General features: G+C 44.1%; 14 protein-coding genes. 7 read left to right on the forward strand and 7 right to left on the reverse strand.

The annotated features are described in order from the left end of the window. The 4 genes from ACVA58_RS26405 to pfaD form a co-directional block, all read left to right on the forward strand. The coding region (locus ACVA58_RS26405; RefSeq protein ID WP_446513233.1) for a phosphopantetheine-binding protein at positions 1–3,687 on the forward strand (3,687 nt) is incomplete at its 5' end. Between the two features lie 26 nt (positions 3,688–3,713). Further along, complete coding sequence (locus tag ACVA58_RS26410) at positions 3,714–5,762, forward strand: PfaB family protein (protein ID WP_446513262.1); 2,049 nt, start codon at positions 3,714–3,716, stop codon at positions 5,760–5,762. Continuing rightward, positions 5,759–11,623 (forward strand): beta-ketoacyl synthase N-terminal-like domain-containing protein, encoded by a 5,865-nt coding sequence (locus ACVA58_RS26415; RefSeq protein WP_446513234.1) that lies wholly within the window; start codon positions 5,759–5,761, stop codon positions 11,621–11,623. Before ACVA58_RS26410 ends, ACVA58_RS26415 begins: the two co-directional genes overlap by 4 nt. Before the next feature lie 15 nt (positions 11,624–11,638). Further along, positions 11,639–13,276, forward strand: coding sequence for an eicosapentaenoate synthase subunit PfaD (gene pfaD, locus ACVA58_RS26420; protein WP_446513235.1), 1,638 nt, complete (start codon positions 11,639–11,641; stop codon positions 13,274–13,276). Between the two features lie 83 nt (positions 13,277–13,359). Here the strand turns inward: pfaD and ACVA58_RS26425 are convergent, their stop codons facing one another. The 5 genes from ACVA58_RS26425 to ACVA58_RS26445 form a co-directional block, all read right to left on the reverse strand. Continuing rightward, positions 13,360–13,704, reverse strand: a complete 345-nt coding sequence (locus ACVA58_RS26425) for an SH3 domain-containing protein (RefSeq protein ID WP_446513236.1) — start codon at positions 13,702–13,704, stop codon at positions 13,360–13,362. A 72-nt stretch (positions 13,705–13,776) separates the two neighbouring features. Then, complete coding sequence (locus ACVA58_RS26430; protein WP_446513237.1) at positions 13,777–14,184, reverse strand: GNAT family N-acetyltransferase; 408 nt, start codon at positions 14,182–14,184, stop codon at positions 13,777–13,779. A gap of 342 nt (positions 14,185–14,526) precedes the next feature. Continuing rightward, on the reverse strand, positions 14,527–15,867 hold the full coding sequence (locus ACVA58_RS26435; RefSeq protein ID WP_446513238.1) for a hypothetical protein: 1,341 nt from the start codon (positions 15,865–15,867) through the stop codon (positions 14,527–14,529). Between the two features lie 317 nt (positions 15,868–16,184). Further along, positions 16,185–18,365 (reverse strand): DUF6351 family protein, encoded by a 2,181-nt coding sequence (locus ACVA58_RS26440; protein WP_446513239.1) that lies wholly within the window; start codon positions 18,363–18,365, stop codon positions 16,185–16,187. Between the two features lie 140 nt (positions 18,366–18,505). Next, complete coding sequence (locus ACVA58_RS26445) at positions 18,506–18,739, reverse strand: hypothetical protein (protein ID WP_446513240.1); 234 nt, start codon at positions 18,737–18,739, stop codon at positions 18,506–18,508. Between the two features lie 476 nt (positions 18,740–19,215). On the opposite strand from ACVA58_RS26445, the gene ACVA58_RS26450 reads away from it, so the two are divergent. Continuing rightward, positions 19,216–19,659 carry a DUF2753 family protein gene (locus ACVA58_RS26450; protein ID WP_446513241.1) on the forward strand — a complete coding sequence of 148 codons (444 nt, stop codon included), beginning with the start codon at positions 19,216–19,218 and terminating at the stop codon, positions 19,657–19,659. A gap of 69 nt (positions 19,660–19,728) precedes the next feature. Here the strand turns inward: ACVA58_RS26450 and ACVA58_RS26455 are convergent, their stop codons facing one another. Beyond that, positions 19,729–19,929, reverse strand: coding sequence for an alternative ribosome-rescue factor A (locus ACVA58_RS26455; RefSeq protein ID WP_446513263.1), 201 nt, complete (start codon positions 19,927–19,929; stop codon positions 19,729–19,731). 53 nt (positions 19,930–19,982) lie between these two features. Further along, entirely contained in the window at positions 19,983–21,116 is a 1,134-nt protein-coding gene (locus ACVA58_RS26460) for a serine hydrolase domain-containing protein (protein ID WP_446513242.1), read from the reverse strand. A 619-nt stretch (positions 21,117–21,735) separates the two neighbouring features. Between ACVA58_RS26460 and ACVA58_RS26465 the strand changes: the two genes are divergently transcribed. Together ACVA58_RS26465 and ACVA58_RS26470 are read left to right on the forward strand one after the other, a co-directional pair. Continuing rightward, entirely contained in the window at positions 21,736–22,479 is a 744-nt protein-coding gene (locus ACVA58_RS26465; protein ID WP_446513243.1) for a MaoC family dehydratase, read from the forward strand. Positions 22,480–22,726: 247 nt separating this feature from the next. After that, a complete protein-coding gene (locus ACVA58_RS26470) occupies positions 22,727–23,206 on the forward strand; it encodes a hypothetical protein (protein WP_446513244.1) in 480 nt (159 codons plus the stop codon). Positions 23,207–23,359: the final 153 nt, after the last annotated feature.

The raw sequence follows: 23,359 nt of genomic DNA on the forward strand, positions 1-23,359 counted from the left end.
ATGGATATGGAAGCAGACCTTGGTATCGACTCTATCAAGCGCGTTGAAATTCTAGGGACAGTGCAAGACCAACTGCCAACACTGCCAGAGCTAAACCCTGAAGATTTAGCTGAGTGCCGTACGCTTGGTGAAATAGTTGGTTACATGAACAGTAAGCTAGCTGCTGTTTCTGTCCCGGTGTCTGTGACAAATGTAGCGGCTGCTTCAACAGTCACATCTTCAACTGTTACATCTAACGGTTTAGATGCCGCGCAAGTGCAAACAACCATGCTTGAAGTTGTAGCCGATAAAACGGGCTACCCAACTGAAATGCTAGATCTTGGCATGGATATGGAAGCAGACCTTGGTATCGACTCTATCAAGCGCGTTGAAATTCTAGGGACAGTGCAAGACCAACTGCCTTCACTGCCAGAGCTGAATCCAGAAGACTTAGCTGAATGTCGTACACTTGGCGAAATCGTTGATTACATGAATAGCAAATTACCTGCTGTTTCTGTTCCTTCATCGGTAACAACAGCACCTGCAACAGTGGCTCTTGTCGCCGCATCTAGCGATTTAGACGCGGCACAAGTGCAAACAACCATGCTTGACGTTGTAGCTGATAAAACAGGCTACCCAACTGAAATGCTAGACCTTGCGATGGATATGGAAGCAGACCTTGGTATCGACTCTATCAAGCGCGTTGAAATTCTAGGGACAGTGCAAGACCAGTTGCCTTCACTGCCAGAGCTAAACCCAGAAGACTTGGCTGAGTGCCGTACGCTTGGCGAAATCGTGGATTACATGAACAGCAAACTTCCTGCTGCTTCATCAGTGCCAGTCGCTAGTTCAACAGCACCATCTAACGGTTTAGACGCAGCGCACGTTCAAAGCACCATGCTAGAGGTTGTGGCTGATAAAACGGGTTACCCAGCAGAAATGCTTGACCTTGCGATGGATATGGAAGCAGACCTTGGTATCGACTCTATCAAGCGAGTTGAAATTCTAGGGACAGTGCAAGACCAATTGCCTTCACTGCCAGAGCTGAATCCTGAAGATCTCGCTGAGTGCCGTACACTCGGGGAAATCGTTACCTATATGCAAAGTAAGCTTGCTGCAGACTCTGCTACTGTACGAGCGGCTAATGAATCAGCACCGGTCGCGGCAACATCGGTTTCAACAGCAAGCGCCGATCTTCCTCCGCACAACGAGGTCGCGCTAAAAAAGTTACCAGCGGTAGATAAGCTATCAGACTGTTTCGCTCAAAATGCATGTGTTGTGATCACCGATGATGGTCACAACGCGGGTGTTCTGGCAGAGAAATTAACGGCAAACGGCTTACAAGTCGCTGTTGTTCGCAGTCCACTATCTGCCGCATCACCGCTAAGCACAGAAATCAAAAGCTACGACTTAGCAAGCATTGATGACGCAGGCATCGCAGCGGTTATTGCTGATATCGAAGCGGCGAATCAAGAAATCGGTGGCTTCATTCACCTACAACCGCAGTCAGATGTCACAGACACTGCAACTATTGCTCTAAATGCAGATGCTAAATCACACTTAGATGTTGCGTTCCTGTTCGCTAAATTGCTTAACGACCAATTAAACAAAACAAGCTCAACAAATCGTCGTGTTTTCTTCACTGTAAGCCGTATTGATGGTGGCTTTGGCTATGCTGATGCTGCACTACTCGCAAAAGCAGAACTCAACCAAGCGGCACTTGCAGGCTTAACCAAAACCCTAAGCCATGAGTGGTCAACTGTATTCTGCCGTGCCATTGATGCAGCGCCTGGATTGGATGCTCGCCACCTCGCAGAGGCTATCTACGCTGAATTATTCGATATTAATACTCAAGCAGTAGAAGTTGGCTTTAATTTGGCAGGTGAAAACACGGCTCGTTCGACCTTGATTGCGGTTGAAGCCGGTCAAGCCGACACCAAAAACGCAGCGGCTAAGCTAACCCAAAACGACAAAGTACTCGTTACTGGTGGCGCTAAAGGCGTAACGTTTGAATGTGCACTTTCACTTGCTAAACAATGCCAATCACATTTCATTCTTGCTGGCCGTAGCAAACATATTACTGCTGCCGAGTTACCAGAATGGGCGCAAGGCAAGGAAGACAATGAATTGAAGCCAGCGGCAATTCGCCACCTTCAATCATTAGGTGATAAGCCAACACCAAAGAAAGTCGATGCCCTACTTCGCCCAGTATTAAGCAGCCTCGAAATTAACACTGCACTGTCTGCATTTACAGCAGTAGGCGCAAGTGCTGAATACATCAGCCTTGACGTATCTAACAGTGATTCGGTTGCTAATACACTGTCGCAAATCGACGGCATTACAGGCCTGATCCACGGTGCGGGTGTACTTGCTGATAAACATATCCAAGATAAAACCTTAGACGAGCTAAATCTTGTTTACGGCACCAAAGTAGGTGGTTTAAAAGCAGTACTTAATGCGATTGATAACAGCAAACTCAAACTAGTCGCTATGTTCTCATCGGCGGCAGGTTTCTACGGCAATACCGGCCAAAGTGACTACGCCATGTCTAACGACATTTTGAACAAAGCAGCGCTGCAATTCTCTGCCCGTCACCCTGAAGCGAAAGTCATGAGCTTCAACTGGGGACCTTGGGATGGTGGGATGGTAAACCCTGCACTGAAGAAGATGTTCATTGAACGTGGTGTGTACGTTATTCCACTACAAGCAGGTGCCGATCTATTCAGCAGCCAACTATTAAATGAAACAGGTATTCAATTACTTATCGGCACCAGCATGCAAGGTACTGATAGCAAGGAGAATGCTGTAAAAAAGCCTAATGCGGAGTCTATGCAGGTAGCACAGAGTCCGCTGAAAACGAGCATCACTGTAACACGCGACCTTGATCCGAAAGCAATGCCTTTCATCAAGGACCACTGTATCGCTGGCAACCCTGTGTTGCCAACGGTATGTGCCATTCAATGGATGCGTGAAGCAGCACAGCAATGGTTAGGGGCGAACGTTAGCGTTCGCAACTACAAGCTGCTTAAAGGGGTGATTTTTGAAAATGATGATGTGCAAACTCTCACATTGGATATTTCACCTGATGCAAAAATAGCAACGCAGTGGAAAGCGTTAATCAGCTGTGGTGGTCGACCTCAATATCAAGCGCAACTTGTTATTGATAACGACACCATGGCTACAGGTTTAGAGAAAACCTTTATTAACGATTCAGCGAAACCTGTGGCAACAGCCAATGACCTATACAGCAATGGCACCCTCTTTCATGGGCCTCGCTTGCAAGGTATTCAATCTGTGACACGTTTTGACGATCACGGTTTAGTGGCTAAATGTCAGTTACCCGATATCTCTAATACCGATTGTGGTGCGTTTATTCCAACGCAACATGCTGGTGGTAGTCAACCGTTCGCAGAAGACTGCTTACTACAAGCTATGTTGGTATGGGCAAGATTGAAATACGGTTCTGCCAGCCTGCCATCGGCTATTGGCGAGTTTGTTTCGTATGCACCGATGCAGTCTGGTGACGGCGGTTGGATTGAACTGGAGGTGATTAAAAGCACTGCTCGCTCATTACAAGCCAATATTGCGTTATACCACCAAGATGGACGCCTAAGTGCCGTAATGAAAGGGGCTAAAGTGACCATCAGCAAAACCCTCAATGAGGCGTTTTTGGTGAAAACCCAATTAGAAAAGGAGCTTCTGTCGTAGTGGCTGATTCTTCTATTAATAAAGCGATGCCATTGCGCATCGCTCTTTTAGCCCAGCCTCGCGCTGGGCTTTCTGCCAACCCTTTACCTTCGTCATTAGTGGTTGAAAACATCAAACTTTCTGACGATTTCACTGCCACACTGAATATGGCTATTCAGGTAGTTAACCAAGGTAAAGCGGTAACATTAACATCGCAGTCGAATCGTTCGATTATGTTAATGGCTGGCTTAACCGCCGCTCAAAACCGTATCCACCCACATGCTTATTTATCAGGCTTTGCGGCAAGTTTGCCACTTGCGGTTGAGCAATCGCGTCGTCAACCTGATGACATAAGTGTTGAGCAAACATCTACCGCATCAACAGCCACTGAGCAATTTTCAGCGCTATATCAACTGATTGATGACATCTCAGCACGTCACCAACAGCTTGATGTCGAGCTGGGCCATTACTGGTTTACAGAACCAAACAAAGCGCGCGTTGCTTGCTTGAGCTTAAATGCCGAAAACCAAGCAAGCAGTACTAGCCTAGTTTTAACCCAAGCGACAGGCTTAAAAGCGGCAAGACCGCTGCTCGATACATCTCGTTTATTTTTCATTATTTCGGGAAATACAGAGACGGAGCTATCAACAAAGCTCGCAGAACTAAGCCAGAGCCTAAGCAAAAATCTAAACCCTGTTTCATCGCTTGATTCCAAACAAAGCTCAGCAGCTCTCATCGAGTTAATGCACCAGAATTTAGTGTGCTTTCAAGCACTATCTACCCAACTAAAAGCAACACAGCCACCAGCAGCGCAATTAACCATAGTGTTGCAAGGCGCATCTGCCGATGCGGTGTTGTTAGAAATCAACGCGCTAACAAAGGTGTTATCCAAGGTAATTACCGAGCAAACCGACTATAAGACCCCTGCTGGTAGCTATTTTTCACCAGCACCAGATAGCCGTGGCAAAGTGGCCTTTGTGTATCCTGGTGTAGGCACTGTCTACCCGGGCATGATGCGTGATTTTCACCAGTATTTCCCTGAGCTTTACGCCCGTTTAGAGCGTGAAGGTAATCTGAAAGAAATGCTGCAAGCGGACAAAACCTACGCGACTAGCAATGAAAAGACAGGGAACTCCTCCCAAGAGATGACGCTCAGTGAGCTTGCCATTGCCGGTGTTGGCAGCAGTTACATACTGACTCAACTACTGTGTGGCTCTTTTTCGGTGAAACCTGACTTTGCACTGGGTTATTCCAAAGGTGAAGCCTCTATGTGGGCCAGCTTAGGCGTGTGGCGTAATCCTCATGCTTTGATTGAGATGACCCAAACTAGCCCGATTTTCACCACCGCAATATCGGGTGAATTAACAGCAGTACGTGAGGTATGGCAACTCAATCAAGACGAAGAAATTACATGGAATAGCTTCCTGGTCCGCAGCGAACCCGCGGCAATCGAGGCTTTGCTACCTGAATTCCCTCGTGCTTACCTTGCCATTATCCAAGGTGATACTTGTATCCTTGCGGGCTGTGAACAAAGTTGTCGAGCCCTACTCAAGCAACTGGGTAAACGGGGTATTGCCTCTAACCGCGTGACGGCTATGCATACCACACCCGCTTTGAGCCAGCATGCTCAAGTCACTGATTTTTATAATCAGCCACTGTGTGATGTACTCCCACACCATATTCGTTTCATTAGCGCAGCAGAGTTACTGCCACAAAACGCAAATCAGCCAGTGAGCATAGATAGACAAAGTATTGCGACCTCCATTGCTGATACCTTCTGTTCAACGCTTGATTTTACTTCGCTCATTCGTGCAGCTCGAGAACACGGCGCGCGTTTGTTCATCGAGTTAGGCGCTGACCGCCAAACCAGCACCTTAATCGATAAGATCAATCGTGCAGACAAAGTGTCAAATAGCCTTGCTGTGGCAACGAATGCTAAAGGCGGTGATGACATTCAAACCTTATTGAAATGCATCGCTCAGTTGATCACCCAGCAGGTGCCTTTATCTATTTCGCCATTAGTTGACGGTCTTGTCCGCCAACTCGCCGCTTCAGAGGCTCAATCTTCAGTTCATATACAAGGAGAGCCAGTATGAGTTCTCAACACCATTCGGCCAACAAGGCGGCAAAAATCGCCATTGTTGGCCTTGCCAATCAATATCCCGATGCCGATACGCCAAAGGATTTTTGGCACAATCTGTTAGATAAAAAAGATTCGCGCACAACATTACGCCCTGAAAAGCTAGGTGCAAACCCAGACGCTTATCAGGGCCAGCAAGGTGAATCAGACCGCTTTTACTGTGATAAAGGCGGCTACATCGAAAACTTCACCTTTGATCCTACTGGCTACCGTTTACCCACTGATTATTTCAATGGTTTAGACGATAGCTTCTTATGGGCGCTAGATACCAGCCGTAAGGCTCTATTAGACGCTGGAATTGCACTTGATGCCGATGTACTTGAACGCACTGGCGTTATCATGGGGGCATTATCGTTCCCGACAACGCGTTCAAATGACTTGTTCCTGCCTATCTATCACTCTGCAGTAGAGAAAGCGCTACAAGACAAACTTGCTAACCCACTGTTTTCACTGTTGCCATCGAACGACCAACCACAACCCCTGAATACCGCAAATGGTGTCGCTGCACATAACGCATCAAAAATTGTGGCTGATGCACTTGGCCTTGGTCGCGCCCAGCTAAGCCTTGATGCGGCTTGTGCGAGTTCGGTTTACTCTTTAAAACTGGCTTGTGATTACCTCAGTACAGGCAAAGCCGACATGATGCTGGCGGGTGCAGTTTCTGGCGCAGACCCATTCTTCATCAATATGGGCTTCTCAATTTTCCACGCCTACCCAGATCACGGTGTTTCTGTTCCTTTTGATAGCAACAGTAAAGGCTTATTCGCAGGTGAAGGTGCTGGTGTCTTAGTGCTAAAACGCCTTGAGGACGCCGAGCACGATGGCGACCATATTTATGCTGTTGTCAGTGGCATTGGTCTATCGAATGATGGTCGTGGTCAGTTTGTGTTAAGCCCAAATAGCAAAGGTCAGGTACAAGCCTTTGAGCGCGCTTATGAAGCAACAAACTTGTCACCAGAAAGTATTGAAGTGATTGAGTGTCACGCAACAGGCACCCCTTTGGGTGACAAAGTTGAGTTAACCTCAATGGAGCGTTTCTTTACTGATAAACTCAACGGTAGCCAAGTGCCTTTGATTGGCTCAGCGAAATCAAATTTAGGTCACTTACTCACCGCTGCTGGCATGCCAGGGATCATGAAAATGATCTTTGCAATGAAAGAAGGCGTGCTCCCGCCAAGTATTAACCTGTCAGATCCTCTGTCATCACCTGAAGGTTTATTTGGTGCTCAAACGCTGCCAACCCAAGTGCAACCTTGGCCAGATAAAGCAGGTAATCCTGCGCGACGTGCTGGCGTTTCAGTCTTTGGTTTTGGTGGCTGTAATGCTCACCTCTTACTTGAGGCTTATTCAGACGCACAGTCGACAACAGGCTCAGCGAAGAAAACGGCAGGTTCAGAGGTCAATTCGTTACCGCGTCACTCAACCGCATTAAAAGTGACAGGTCTTGCTTCGCACTTCGGATCATTAAAAACCATTAATGCCCTTAGCCATGCGATTCAACATAATGAAAATGCATTTGTTGCCTTACCGAAGAAACGCTGGAAAGGTTTAGACCAACACCCTGAGCTATTAAGCCAGTTTGGTCTACCGACTATCCCACATGGTGCTTATATCGATCAGTTTGAATTGGACTTTTTACGCTTTAAAGTGCCGCCAAACGAAGACGATCGCTTAATTTCACAACAACTCATGTTGATGAAAGTCGCCGATGAAGCCATTCGTGATGCCAAACTTGAGTCAGGCCAGAAAGTTGCCGTATTAGTTGCAATGGAAACTGAGCTTGAAATGCATCAGTTCCGTGGACGCGTAAACCTGCATACTCAGCTTGCTGACAGCCTTGCGAACATGGGCGTTACGCTGACAGAGTCAGAATATGAATCACTTGAAGCCATTGCAATGGACAGTGTGTTGGATGCTGCCAAGCTGAACCAGTACACAAGTTTCATCGGCAACATCATGGCGTCACGCATTGCGTCGCTATGGGACTTTAATGGCCCTGCCTTCACCATTTCGGCTGCCGAGCAATCTGTCGCTCGTTGTATTGATGTGGCTGAAAACCTCATGAGCCAAGAATCGCTTGATGCTGTTGTCATTGCTGCGGTTGATTTAAGTGGCAGTGCTGAGCAAGTGATCTTGAAAAACAGCATTCGCCCTATTGCCAACACAGTACAAGATTCAGGTTGGCACGTCGGTGAAGGTGCTGGCGCTGTCGTACTGACAGATGCAAGTTCTGATTCTAACTCTGACTCGCACTCATACGGTGAAATCACAGCATCAGGCTTTAGTGCTACCAGCCAAAGTCACACTGTCACTGATCGCTTGTTAACATCAACGGGTGTACCAGTCTCTGCCATCAAGGTATTGGAAATTAACCAAGCCCCAGACAGCACTGAGGCATTACAATTACCACTGCACACCGCTAAGCCTACACACGCAAATCAACGTTTAGGTCATAGCTTTGCCGCTTCAGGCATGGCGAGCTTACTGCATGGTTTAATTACATTAAATCACACTGCAACGCACGAGCCGACCAAATCCGCCATTGTCGCTAGTGTGAGTGAAAGCCAATGTTCGCAACTGCTCGTTTCGCAGTCGCAAGCCGAAACGCAAGCGTTAAACACTCGCCTAAACAATGAACTGGCAAACGACAATAAACGCCAGCTCATCAAGCAAGTAACGCTTGGTGGCCGTGATATTTACCAACACATAGTCACAGCCGAACTCGCAGAGATAGCGTCGATTCAACAAAAAGTGGCCAATACTGCACCGCGAATTAAACCGCATAAGCCAGTGTTCAACCCTATTGCGCCCTCGCTGTCAGAGCCAACACCTCAGCAGACACAGCAGCATTCGCAACCACCCGTATCCCCGATTTTGGCCACAACACGCCAAGCGCCGATTACAGGAATTCCAAGCAATATGACCAACGTCCTATCCGCTAATAACAGCCAGAACACTCAGACAAACAGCCCGGCATCATCACAGCAAGCGGCATTTATCGAAAACCAACAACTTGCTCAACAAGTTCACCAAGCCTTCTTACAAAGCCGTGAACAAGGTTTGAAAATGGCTGATGCTTTACTAAAAGCACAACTCAATGAAGTAACAGCCCAAATGGAAGCGGGTTATAACCCACAACCCGCACCTGTATCAGATCAAGCACAAACAACACAAGCTGTCGCACAACCAGTGAACGTGTATGCAACCCCCGTCAAACCCATCCGTAAACCATGCATTTGGGATTACGATGATTTGGTTGAATACGCTGAAGGTGATATCGCTAATGTCTTTGGCCCAGACTATGCCATTATCGACAACTACTCACGTCGCGTAAGACTACCCACCACAGACTACCTGCTAGTTTCCCGTGTCACGAAACTTGACGCGACGATGCTGGAGTACAAACCAAGTACCATGACAACGGAATACGATATTCCTGTCGATGCACCTTACTTGGTTGATGGTCAAATCCCTTGGGCAGTTGCCGTTGAGTCTGGTCAATGTGATTTAATGCTGATCAGCTACTTAGGTATCGACTTCGAAAATAAAGGCGAACGCGTATATCGCCTGCTCGATTGTACCCTGACCTTCCTTGGTGATTTACCTCGCGGTGGTGACACACTACGTTACGACATCTCGATTAATCACTTCGCACGTAACGGCGATACCTTGCTGTTCTTCTTCTCGTACGAATGTTTCGTTGGCGATAAGATGATCCTGAAAATGGATAACGGCTGTGCAGGTTTCTTCACCGATGAAGAACTCGCTGACGGTAAAGGTGTTATCCGTACTGAAGACGAGATCAAAGCGCGTAACCTAGCTACTAAGCAGCGCTTCAACCCGCTTCTTCATTGCCAGAAAACACAGTTCGACTACCACACGCTGCATAACTTGCTAAGTGCAAACATTGCGGGCTGTTTTGGTGAAAGTCACATTTCTGATCGCCACCAGCCTTCATTGTGCTTTAGCTCTGAAAAATTCATGATGATTGAACAAGTCAGCCGTGTTGAGCCGCAAGGTGGCGCATGGGGACTTGGCTTAATCGAAGGTCATAAACAGCTAGAACCTGAACACTGGTACTTCCCTTGCCACTTCAAAGATGATTCCGTGATGGCGGGCTCATTGATGGCTGAAGGCTGTGGTCAGTTACTCCAGTTCTACATGATGTACCTAGGTATGCACACCCAAGTACAAAATGGTCGATTCCAGCCGCTTGAAAACGCACCACAAAAAGTACGTTGTCGTGGTCAAGTGCTGCCACAATCTGCGGTATTAACTTATCGTATGGAAGTGACAGAAATTGGTTTGAGCCCTCGCCCATACGCCAAAGCCAATATCGATATTTTGCTTGACGGCAAAGTCGTGGTGGATTTCCAAAATCTTGGTGTGATGATCCGTGAAGAAGAGGAATGCACGCGTTACCTTGGCTCATCAGATTACGTTGTCGAAGATTCGCCAGCACAGGTTGAAGCTGTTCTTAACGTTGAAGTAGCACTTGACGTTGAAGTTACAGGCACACCAGAAGCGAATGTGAGCAAAGCAGCATCGGCGAATGCCCCCTTGATGGCGCAAATCCCCGATTTAGCCACCGCGACCAATAAAGGTGTGATCCCACTACAGCACGTAGAAGCGCCGATTACGCCTGACTACCCGAATCGCACCCCAGACACAGTACCGTTTACGCCGTACCACATGTTTGAATTTGCAACGGGTGACATCGAGAAATGTTTCGGTCCTGACTTCTCGATTTACCGCGGTATGATCCCACCTCGTACTCCATGTGGTGATTTACAGCTAACTACTCGTGTTATTGAAGTTAATGGTACCCGTGGTAACTTCAAAACGCCGTCGTCGTGTATTGCGGAATACGAAGTGCCTGAAAACGCATGGTACTTTGACGAAAACAGCCATCAAACACTGATGCCTTATTCGGTATTGATGGAAATTTCTCTTCAGCCAAATGGCTTTATCTCTGGTTATATGGGTACAACCCTTGGCTTCCCAGGTGAAGAGCTTTTCTTCCGTAACCTTGATGGTAGCGGCAAGATGCTACGTAATGTTGACTTACGTGGCAAAACCATTGTTAACGATTCTCGCCTGCTTTCAACCGTTATGATGGGCACCAATATCGTTCAGAGCTTCAGTTTTGAGCTAAGTACAGATGGTGTTCCTTTCTATCAAGGTACAGCGGTATTTGGTTACTTCAAAGGCGCGGCACTGAAAGATCAACTTGGCCTGGATAACGGTAAAGTCACCCACCCTTGGCATGTTGATAATAATCGTACCCCAGATGTCACGATTGACTTGCTTGATAAAACCAGCCGTTACTTCAACGCACCAGTCTCTGCAACCGGTGAAAAACAGCCGCACTACCAGCTTGCTGGCGGTCGCTTGAACTTCATTGATACCGTGCAAATCACCAGTGATGGCGGTAAAGAAGGCTTAGGTTACTTATACGCTGAGCGCACTATCGACTCAAGTGATTGGTTCTTCCAGTTCCACTTCCATCAAGATCCTGTTATGCCTGGCTCATTAGGTGTTGAAGCGATTATTGAGCTAATGCAGACCTACGCCCTAAACAAAGATCTTGGTGCGGGTTTCCGCTCACCTAAATTTGGTCAAATCCAATCGGAAGTGAAATGGAAATACCGTGGTCAAATCAACCCACTGAACAAGCAAATGTCGCTCGATGTACACATCACAGCAATTAAAGATGAAGACGGTAAGCGCATTATTATTGGTAACGCTAACTTGAGTAAAGACGGCCTACGAATTTACGAAGTAAAAGACATCGCTATTTGTATCGAAGAAGCTTGAGTTAAGGATTAGAACATGACAATGCAAACAACCCTAAATAACGAAAAGCTTTCTCCTTGGCCATGGCAAGTTGAAGAAAATGCCACTCAATTCAATACCGAAGCAATGGCTAAAGTATTAAAGGATCTGAGCCGTGGCTGCTACGTCATCAATCACCCAGAAAAAGGGCTTGGTGTAAGCCAAGAGGCAGAACTGACCTCTGGTGATAGTGCAAGCGCTAGCAGTACACACCCAGTCAGTGCATTTGCGCCAGCACTTGGCACACAAAGCCTTGGTGACAGTGATTTTTGTCGCGTGCATGGTGTTAAATACGCCTACTACGCCGGCGCGATGGCGAATGGCATTTCTTCTGAAGAATTAGTGATTGCACTGGGTCAAGCCGGTATTCTTTGTTCATTTGGCGCTGCGGGGCTCATCCCTTCACGTGTAGAGCAAGCGATCAACCGTATTCAAGCGGCACTGCCTAACGGTCCTTACGCCTTTAACTTGATCCACAGCCCAAGCGAACCAGCGCTTGAGCGTGGTAGTGTCGAGCTATTCCTAAAGCATAAGGTGCGTACTGTAGAAGCATCAGCCTTCTTAGGTTTAACACCACAAATTGTGCAATACCGCGCTGCAGGTTTAAGCCGCGATCATAAAGGCGATATTGTTATTGCTAACAAGGTTATCGCCAAAGTCAGCCGTACCGAAGTAGCCAGCAAGTTCATGGAGCCTGCGCCTGCTAAAATGCTGCAAGGTTTGGTGGACGAAGGTCGAATTACACCAGAACAAATGGAACTAGCACAACTCGTTCCAATGGCTGACGATATTACCGCTGAAGCGGATTCGGGTGGTCATACTGATAACCGCCCTCTGGTCACTTTGCTACCTACAATTTTAGCGTTGAAAGAAGAAATTCAAGCTAAACACCAATACAAAACACCGCTTCGTGTCGGTACTGGCGGTGGTGTTGGTACACCCGATGCGGCACTGGCAGCATTTAATATGGGTGCAGCTTATATTGTCACAGGTTCTGTCAACCAAGCATGTATTGAAGCGGGCGCGAGTGAGCATACTCGTAAACTGCTTTCGACCACTGAAATGGCCGATGTAACCATGGCACCCGCTGCCGACATGTTTGAAATGGGTGTTAAATTACAAGTTGTTAAACGCGGTACGCTCTTCCCTATGCGTGCCAATAAGCTTTATGACATTTACACGCGTTATGATTCTATTGAAGCGATCCCTGCCGATGAGCGTCATAAGCTGGAAACCCAAGTTTTCCGCTCAACACTCGATGACATCTGGGCTGGCACCGTTGCGCACTTTAACGAGCGCGATCCCAAGCAAATTACGCGTGCCGAAGGCAACCCTAAACGTAAGATGGCTTTGATTTTCCGATGGTACCTTGGCCTTTCTAGCCGCTGGTCAAACACCGGTGAAGCGGGTCGTGAAATGGACTACCAAATTTGGGCGGGTCCTGCTCTTGGTGCGTTCAACGCATGGGCGAAAGGTAGCTATTTAGATGATTATAAAAATCGCCAAGCTGCTGATGTTGCAAAACACCTTATGCACGGCGCCGCTTATTTAGCTCGGATTAATCTGCTGGCTTCGCAAGGCATTAAGCTACCTACTGATGTTGCTCGTTGGAAACCGGTTGAAAAAATGATTTAACGGCTTCTTAAGTGCAACCTTAATTAAATCAGCCGAAATAATAAAGCCCAGAAGCAAAGATGTTTCTGGGCTTTTGTTTGACCTTAAACACTTAGATGATTTAAAGGAGCCCAAGCGAGTTCATCCGACTTGCCTAGCTTTTTGCCCCAGATCCAACCATTTAGTTCATACTCTTTTACTATGATCTCACCAACTGTTAAATTGTGTTCTTTAGCAAAATAGTCCTCAAGTACTGTTACTTCACGGTTTTCGATGACTAGTATTTGCTTTGGAACCCAACCTCCTTTGTTTGCACCTCGACAGAAAACCCAATTGGCCCAGTCTCCTTCACGGTTAGACTCTTCGACAAACTGTAATTTCTCACCTTTTACTATGCGAATAGGTGACTCTGGCGCTTCTCGATATTCTTTAATAACCTTGTATTCCATCGCTTATTTCTACTCCATTTACATAACGCCAAGCTAAGCGACGTAAAAATTTGGATAAAATTAATCTGATCATTAATGATCGCTTCCAGCATACACCCACATAGGTTCTGTCTTACCTGCCCTTTCAAAACCTAATGCTCTGTAAAAATCGACAGCGTCGCCATCAGCAGTAAGCATTTGTTGATGAAAACCTTTGTACTTACTTTGCATAAGTTCCATCATCATTCTACCCACGCCCAAACCTTGGAAATTTGGATCAACAAGCATGTGTGGATAGTAAACGACTAAATAACCGTCGGAAATAGCATTACCTATCCCGATAAGTTTTCCGTCTTTGCGCGCTGTTACTAACATGTCTGAATTTAATAATGCTGGTATCAGTTTCTCTGGAACATCAGCAGATGACCAACCATTGGCTTTGTATAAACCAACAACTTCTGCTTCTTCGATTTCTTTGCTAATTTGTACTGAAACGTCCATATTTCCTCTAGCTAGACAACGCCGCTATAAATTGTGCGACCACTACACTAACAAAACCCACCATACTTCAAACCAATAATGCGGAGCGTAACGCAGTATCGAGTTGAGCGCCTTGTTATAGCGTATTTGCACCCTCAAGTGCCCATACCCTAACACCATCACGTTCAAACTTAGTCTGAAGACCATATTCAAAATTTGGGCACATGAAAAATGCATACTTTAGCTGCGCATCTGTAGCGCCTTGCTAAGTTGCAGCTAACTACCAACGCTCTCAAACAAAGTCTCCTTAATCACTAAACCCAACCAAACTAAAAATGCCGAGCGTTAGCTGTGAAGTTCACGTCAACTTGATGTTTTTGTTAGCTCAGTGCAGTAGCGATTGCTCCCAAAATGTAAAGCTAACTCATTTTGATATTTCTTTGCAACAGAGAAACCATGAGTAGGCTGAAGCAAACTTTTAAGCTCTTCAGTTGACCTACCAATAAGATATGAACCTCGATAGACAACTAATGAGGAAACGTCTGAATATGTTGATGCTGTACCAAGTAAAATATTTAGCTTAACCATGCGTGCTAACTCTTCTTGATACATAAAAAACTTACGTAAATGTGTATTATTTACTTGCTGTTTTTCAGAGCGATGAACAGTCAATACTTCATCAATCATTCGATTTAATCGACTTCTAGCCTCAATTGCATTATTCATGACTTCTAGCCATTCATTCTCTTCATTAGTCAATAAACGTAAAAAAAACAGAGTACGTGCTTTATTATAATCAATAAATCCAGGCCACATTATGTCATCTCCACAAGCTAAGTGTGCCCGTTCAAATTGCTCACATGCTGACTTAAAGTACATAATTGCATCTTCATTATTTGATGGTGACATCAAACCTATTTTTTTACTTACTAATTTCACACCTTCGATAGAAAGAGCATCAATACCCTTTAGACCTAGTGACTCATTAATTAAGAGCATTCCTTTCTTATTGTAATATAAACCTAGATAATTATGGTATATGGTCTTAGTAACTGGATTACGAAGTATTGGCCCTCTTACATGAAGTAAGTCTGCGTGAATGTTGAAGCTTTTATCAGCGACAAAGCTTTGATATGAAATTACTGATTTAAATAACTTTATCGTTTCAGTAATTTGTATTGAATTTCCCTTACTAATTGCATGTAAAATTCCACAGCGACGTTCCATCTCTGACAGAATAGAGCCCATACGTTTTCTATATGCTTCTTTATCAATATCACTAGCATTAAACACTGCCGGAAAGAACACGATAAGGTCAACCATATATTGAAGAGTATCGGCAAATAAAACAGCCGTATCAGATTCTCTCTTGAGCTTAAGTTCTATGGACTTGAATAACTCTTTTTCTAAAGTTTTTTCATCATGACACTGAAAGCGTCTAACTAATTCAGGAACTGAAATTACATAATTTTCATTATCTAGTATATTTCCGTCCATTTTACTTATGTTATTTACACTATCTATCGATGTATAAGTTCTAACCGCAATAAAAAGAGCTAATACAGCGATACAGAACCCAACTATAGATATCGTAAAGTTTAGTAAATCCTTACCTTCTTTTATATAGTAAATCCAAATAGCAAACGCCGATGACAAAGCAACAAGAGCGGCAATCACAACATAAATAATTCTTATTGCTCTCATTTACATACCTCATGTTAAATTTATTAGAGCTAACAGCTTCATACATTGAATCTTTCAACATATCATTTCTACATCATCCCACACGATTTAACCTAATTCACTGTTATTAATGGGGTATTTCTGTGAGCCAATAGTGATATGTTAAAAAAATCCACCTATCACTTCGCTATTATCAACCATAGTTGCACTGTCACTCTATATCTAAAGCAGCTTCAACAACCGTTGGTTAAATAGTTCAGGTAAGTGCCATTTACCGGTCGGCGGTAGTGCACTGATTTGATTCAAAAACAAACTGCATTCGCACCAAAAATAGATAACTAATGGGTGATGATGTTACTCATCGATTTTGGCCTACCTTTGTCCCCCAATGAGTAATCACAAACACCATCAGGGAAAGTTTGCTTTAACGCTGCTAGTTGATCCGTAGCATCAACATCACCGTATATTCCTTTGTCTATCGCCGCTTCGACAGAGATAGTATGACACTTGAATATGCTTCCTTGCCAAGGGGCTCCTGCTTGAATGCGGCTATTACTATAAATCGGGAATGCATCAGCACACGGACCATTTTCTTTGCCACTCCACAGCCCGTCAAAGACCCCTCTCCCAGAGGCATGTATATTCCCATCAGCATTAAAACAGGTATCCGTTGCTAATAGCGGTTTGGCTGACTTAACCTTCTGCTGATAGTTCATCGATGCAGGTTGTTTATTAATTGCCACTAACCACTCATCCATAAGTTCATAGGCTTGTTCTACCGGGTTAAACTGTTTATCTGAAATCCAAATTACATGATTATTGGCATGTTGCATTTCATCTAAAATCCGTAAACGGGTCGCGAATGAAGCCGAAGTGTGGTGCATATTCAAATCATCTTCTAGGTAATGACGAATATCTATAATCGGTAAACTGACTCGGCCAATAAACACCTGACCATATTGGTAAGCACGCTCGATAGTTGAGATTGATGCAGATCGTCGTTTCGCCGGAATGGTTTTATCTTCAGTTACGTTATGCTCCCCCCACAGTGATAACCATAGCGGTGGAATACTCGCACTTAGGCTTAGCTTTTTCTCTGTTTCCATTGCATCAAATGGCTTCCAGGCACCAATTTTTTGATTGATTTCAATAAACTCATCTAACGTAATTGTTTTATCACGCAGTGCCTGTAATCCATATTGAACACCAACGTTGTCCCAAGTCGATTGAGCGAAACCTTGTTCGTCCTGACCATAGATATGTACAAGATCCTGCCAGTAATTCCAGTTGACCTTCTCGACAACCGATTCATGATAATAAGGCTTCAAAAAGCCCTGCCGTGGATTATTCAGATAACTACTTAAGCCAAAGAAACCATTTATACATTCACTATTTCCCTGTGGAAATTCTGGCAACTTAAAACGCACTAATTGATTTAAAGGCTGCAACCAACCAAAACGTTGTTCTGCTTTATTAATTGCTCTAAGCCCTTCAATTTGCTCTCGTGACTGCCAATCTTGCCAGCGCTTTCTATCGCTAGCTCTAAAGCTGAAATAAGTATTGAGCAAATCGCAATCCAGAGCATATATCGACACACTCACCATATCTGGGTATGAGTACAGTGGCAGCAAACCGTCTAGGATCCCTTCGCTGTTTTGGGCAATAAGGTACTGGGCCAGCCCGCCGCCCGAACCACCAATACCAACGGTATATAATGGCTCACCAAACAAACTGACAAATTGTGCCTTTACCCTTCTTGCAGTATCTTCAGCCAATAACATATTGTAGCCATAGCTGGTTTTGTTGCCGCTGGATGCAACCACAGCGTAGCCTTTTCTTATTTGCGACAGTTCCTTTTTGATCAACCGGTGTAATTTCATTTTACCTTGCCGGAAACCTAAACCTGATCCCCCCTCAAAGCGATATATTAACCGTTGGTTCCACATCTGGGAGCTATCTTGATCACCCACTTCACCGATATCTATCGGCATAGCGATAGAATAGATGTAACGATTGATCGTTCCCTTTTCGACTCGAATAAGTATTTCATTTTCACTTGGTGGATTCTGCTTAAGCTCCAACTCAGTGCGATTGGAAATGACATTATCTTCATCAACAACAACATAAGACAATTGCGTTTTTAGCGCACAATCTTTGGAATAGCCTATACCTTTGGTTCCATTAAATGGGTCATATACGGTAACACCGTATCCCTCTTGGTTATCAACAACAGGTTGACCTAAACCAGAATCGACGGTCATACAGAAAAAAGGGTGTTGATTTGGGCCGGAATAAAGTGAGTTAACAGGGCCGATTTCCCCCACTCTAATCGGAAAAGAATAGATTTCTTCAGGTCGCGGGCTTTGACTGATATGCCCATCGATCTCCAGCAAGTAATTTTGTTCAACCGGTGCTAGCGCCTTGACTTGCCTAGCAGCAATACCGTCTTGGCTGTCAAACTGTAGACTAATGATAAATAATATAAATAGCCCCAATACGCCGAATATCAGTTTTTTCATAGCATCAACACAGCATTATTCTCCTCTATAGAGTTTAGCTTTGTTACGATATGGACAAATATTGAGTATTAGATTGGCAGTAAAATTGGCACGATTAAAAGCAAAAAGGGAGCACTGAATAGTGCTCCCTTTTTGACAAATTATGGCTCTTCTTGCTCTTGCTGAATATCAGAGCAGAACTTCAGCTCACCACTTTCAATGTGATGGCACAACGGCGCTCGTCCATTGTGAACATTTTCGACTTCAACCCACTTTCCCGCAGATTGTACGCTTCCAGCGAAAAGAAGTCCGGTTACCACCGCCCCACACCCCGCACCGAGAATTTTTTTTGTTCGGCGTGTGTTACGCATCTTGATTGTAATTTGCTTTTTCATCTATCTATTCTGTTTTCTTGATTCAAGACTATTAGGTCTGTGACAAAAAAGTACCAACCCAATAGTGTGTTTGCATTCAAACAGCTGATAACTCAATGACCTAGCCAGCATCAAACTGTCACTTTTTTAACATGACCACACGTAAACAGCTAATAATAAAAGAGTTTAACGGTCAACACCCCTGCGTTACAGGGTTGACCATAATGCAATCTGAACAGAAAACAAACAACCCCAGTTTTGGTCATTTTTAAGAAAATGGGTATCAAGTTGTGAATAGAAGCAAAAAACCATGACATCAATGACGACTAGCTATACATGATGCGATTCATACCTCATTTTTGCTGGTAAAACTTGTAAATCAGAATAACTAGATAGAACTGCATAAATGAAGTTGTAGCAACCCTTGATAATGATTATCATTACCATGGTTGATTACAGAATACTCAATTTAGTGCTTGGGGAAATTAGGAGGGGTTATGGACGCAGCTCGATGGGAAAAGCATACATTATTAGCCGATAAAGCAGAGCGACAGATAAAGCCGATGATGGCTGTGTTTCACTATCACCTAGCCTTAGCTGAATCTCAGCAACTTACCCCTACAACAGGAAGTCGAGAAGAGCTTGAAGAATTACTGACCATTAAGGTGATGTCTTGCCACAACCTCGCCAACTTCTGGCGGATTCATGGTGATAGCGATTATGAGTTGAAGTACTTACAGCTCGCCTCAGAAGAAGTCATGGCTTTACTGCCACAATGCCCTAACACCAGTTGTAAGAGTTTTATCTCTTCACTTGGCTGCTGCAATTCAGCAATGATCGAATACTTGAAGCGCCACCCCAATCCAATAGTGGCTAAACATGTCGAACAACTACATTCCACTAACGAATGCGAATTGATTGTTAAGTTCCAACTTCATTAAGGCTCATCTCGTTGAATCTGTATTTCGGAAAGCTTTCAAGAAGAAAGTCCTATTCAAGGAGAGCTGTAATCAAGCTGCCATTGAATAGGACTCTCGTCCTAAATGTTTATCTTTACGTTTAAAGCTCCCTTTACCTTTTTTTGCTTTCACTACTCGGGTTTTGAATAACTGGCTGGTGACAACCGCTTTCAGTGCGTTGTCTTTGATTTTGCCCCTACCGAACTCAGTTTCAGCCGAGCCAATATCGTGGTTATCGTTGGCACTGACGATTGTGAGTGAAGCCTTTCTTTTCTTACCCATAGATAAATTCCTCTTAGGTTAATCTAAGTTTTGTCCTTGTTTTGTTCGAACTGCTGACGATACAGCTTAAGGAAGTGAAGTACAATCTCCCTTGCAACAGTCGTCTCGCAGTTGGTTAAAAAGACCATCCCTGTTTGTGTATAACGATTAAACAGCATCTCAGTACGAATCCCTTTTACCCAGCCTCCATGGTGGACGAAACCCGAAATCCCCTTGTAATCAAATGTACGCCAACCCAAGCCGTAATAAACGTTACTGAGTTTTGCCCGGTACCGGTACTGATTCGCACGAATATGCGGCTTGTGCATTATATCCAAAAGCGGCGGCTGCAATACAGACGGATTATGACCAAATTGTGCCAACATCCATTTTGCCAGATCTTGAGCGCTTGCATTAACACCTGCAGCTGCTGGCACACGATAATAGTAAGGTGCTGGCTTAACAGGCGCAAAGCCCGCTTTCACCTTTACATGAGGGGTAACGCGGTTACCTGACTCCTTAAATCCCTCCATGCCATAGGATGCATGATCCATTTCAAGCGGCAGGAAAATGTTCTCTTGCACAAAGGTCGAATAATCCATTCCTACGGCCAGTTTCAACATATCAGCTGAAAGGTTGTAGACCACATTCTGATAGCCGTAGCACTTGCCCGGATCGCAGACAAACTTAACCCTATCAAGCATCTGAAGAATACGCGTGTACTTAACGTTATCTTCTATCAAATCCGAATAGGCTTGTGGCACCAAGCCTGTGGTATGAGATAGCAAGTGACGCAATGTTACGTCTTTACCTAGCTGTGGATCGCTAAATTCGATGTTATCCAAATACGGAACAACATGGGTATCCCACTCTATTACTCCTTGGTCAACAAGAATCGACACTGCAGCAGAAGCGAACGTCTTTGATATAGAAGCCAATGGGAACACAGTCGCTGAGTCAATCTTGTTTTTGCCACCTTTTTTGGTTACACCATATCCGCGTAAAAGCCTGATATCACCATTAATAACAACTGCTAATGAGGCACCAGGAATGCCCTTCTTAACCGCTTTTTTGACATATTGATCAAGTTCTACTGCCATGTCATCGTGTTCAGCAGCAACGACAGGCACTGACGTCAGCAAACACAAGGCCAACCCCAGAGTCCAATAACTTTTCATCAATTTTACTACCTAGCCAAAATTATACTTACCAAAACACGCCAAGGAATGAATTGGGTCTATATCCAAATAACATCATTTCAAATTGTTTGGCTTTAAGCGTAGACGTATCACTGAAGGAGCTTTTTTCTCTCAATTGAGAATGAGTTTCAGCTTGGTGACATTATTGACAAATTAGCAATTTCATCACGTAAATTATTTTCGAAAAGAATAAAATACTGCTATTTTTTAGAGCATTTCGACTTGATTTACTCTACTATGAATTTATTCAACATCAGTTTTATACAGTGTATTTTTTATGCTCTTATCATTTAAATAAATATACACGTGTAAGCTGAAATATATTTACAACTGTACGCTGAAGTTAACTTACAGGTGTAAGCTGGAATTGTAGAGAAACGGCGATTTTACTAGCAGTTTAATACCAAAGGTAAGCTATTTAGTATTATTACACTAAAACAACAAAAATCACTTATCGCCATAAAACAATGACTTAAAAGAAAACAGATAAGAAAACCGAGAGCTATAACACATTTTTTCTTTTAAAATTTTCATTTCTCATTACAATACATCGCCTTGATTCGGCTTCAGGCAGTTTTTAATAATAAGGTATCAAGTCATGAAAGTTGTCGATTATTTTAAGCAAAAACGTGGTGACTTATCACTGCATGCGATTGAACTAAAAGACTTACTCTCTCCTTCATTGCGTGAGCACTGGCTTGATTTCGTTAACCGAGCGAACAAAACTCAGCTAGGTTCCCTTGTTATGAACAAACAGTCTGCATCTAACGATGACGTGGTCGAGCAGCCTAGTAAAACAAAGATAGAAAAGACTGTTGTGGAAAATATCGCACCTGAAGCTGCTGTAAAAACGCCAGCACCAATTGAAATGAAACCTGAAGCTGAAGCGCTTTACAAAGAACTGACTGCTACCCTTGGTGAAGTTATCCATACAGGTGAATGGATGACCGTCGATCAGGGTCGTATTAATCAATTTGCTGATGTCACTGAAGATCATCAGTGGATTCACACCAACCCAGAACGTGCAGCAGAAGAGTCTCCGTTTAAGACTACCATTGCGCATGGCTTCCTGACCTTATCACTGCTATCAGTTCTTACTGACAGCGTTGATCCTGAGAATCAGAAGTTCCCAACGGCTAAAATGACCGTTAACTTGGGTTTCAACCAGATCCGTTTCCCGTATCCGGTTAAGTCTGAAAACCGCATTCGTGCGACAACTAAAATTCAGTCTGTGAAAGCTGTTAAGCGTGGATTAGAAATTGTCCAGGAGCTTACCGTTCAGATTGAAGGCGTTCGCCGTCCTGGCTGTGTGGCTGAATCGGTTATTCAACTGCACTTCTAATCCAAGACGTAGCAAACCAAAAATTCTCTATGCCAAAGGCGATGTGCTTTTGGCATTTTTGTATCTACCCACCTAACCTTTTCCCCTCCTAACCAATAAACCAACCAATAAAATTGTGTGCTATCTAGACACCTAATCATACATCACTTGCATAAGCATAATTTTACTCATAGAATCACATCAAACAAAAAAACAGCATTCAAAATTATCAACCATACTATCAATAAATTAAACTCAGCATTCCATTATGATTAGACTCGTTACCGTCATTGTTTTAGTCGCTTTTTTAGCCATTACTGCCGCTGTAAAAATGTTAGGCATTCAGTCTGATGCACGTAAATCAACACTCAAATCAATTGTGACAAACATTCATACAATGTCTGAACTTGTTCACACCAAAGCTGATATCAGCGGTGCACTGTCGAAATGCTACCCAGATACCAGCGAAGAGCTCAGTAAGGCATTAGAAAATAGTAAGAATTCATTTTTCCTTGAAGATATCTATATTTGCAATGGCTACCCTTCGGGCCATATTGATAACGTACGTAGAGCTTTTGACGTTGACGCAAAATTATATGTAACAAATACGAGCAATAAAAATGGCGGTTTAACTGCACATATATCATTCCCAAGGAAAGGTAGCTTGAACTATCATTGTCGAGTCATTTATACCGATGCTAAAGGTTCAGACTCTTACATCGTCGAATTCATTGATTCAGAATGCTAAAAAAACCATACCTTGGCACGGTTTCTCTTACAATATCAGCTCTAGACTTTGGCTAACTGTTCCAAGCCTTCCAGAAAGGCTACAGCATATTTTGCTGGAACAAATGAAGATTGTCGCGAATCTATTCATTTTCCCTGTCCCTATTACCGTTAA

The organism is Photobacterium sp. DNB22_13_2 (assembly GCF_052873915.1).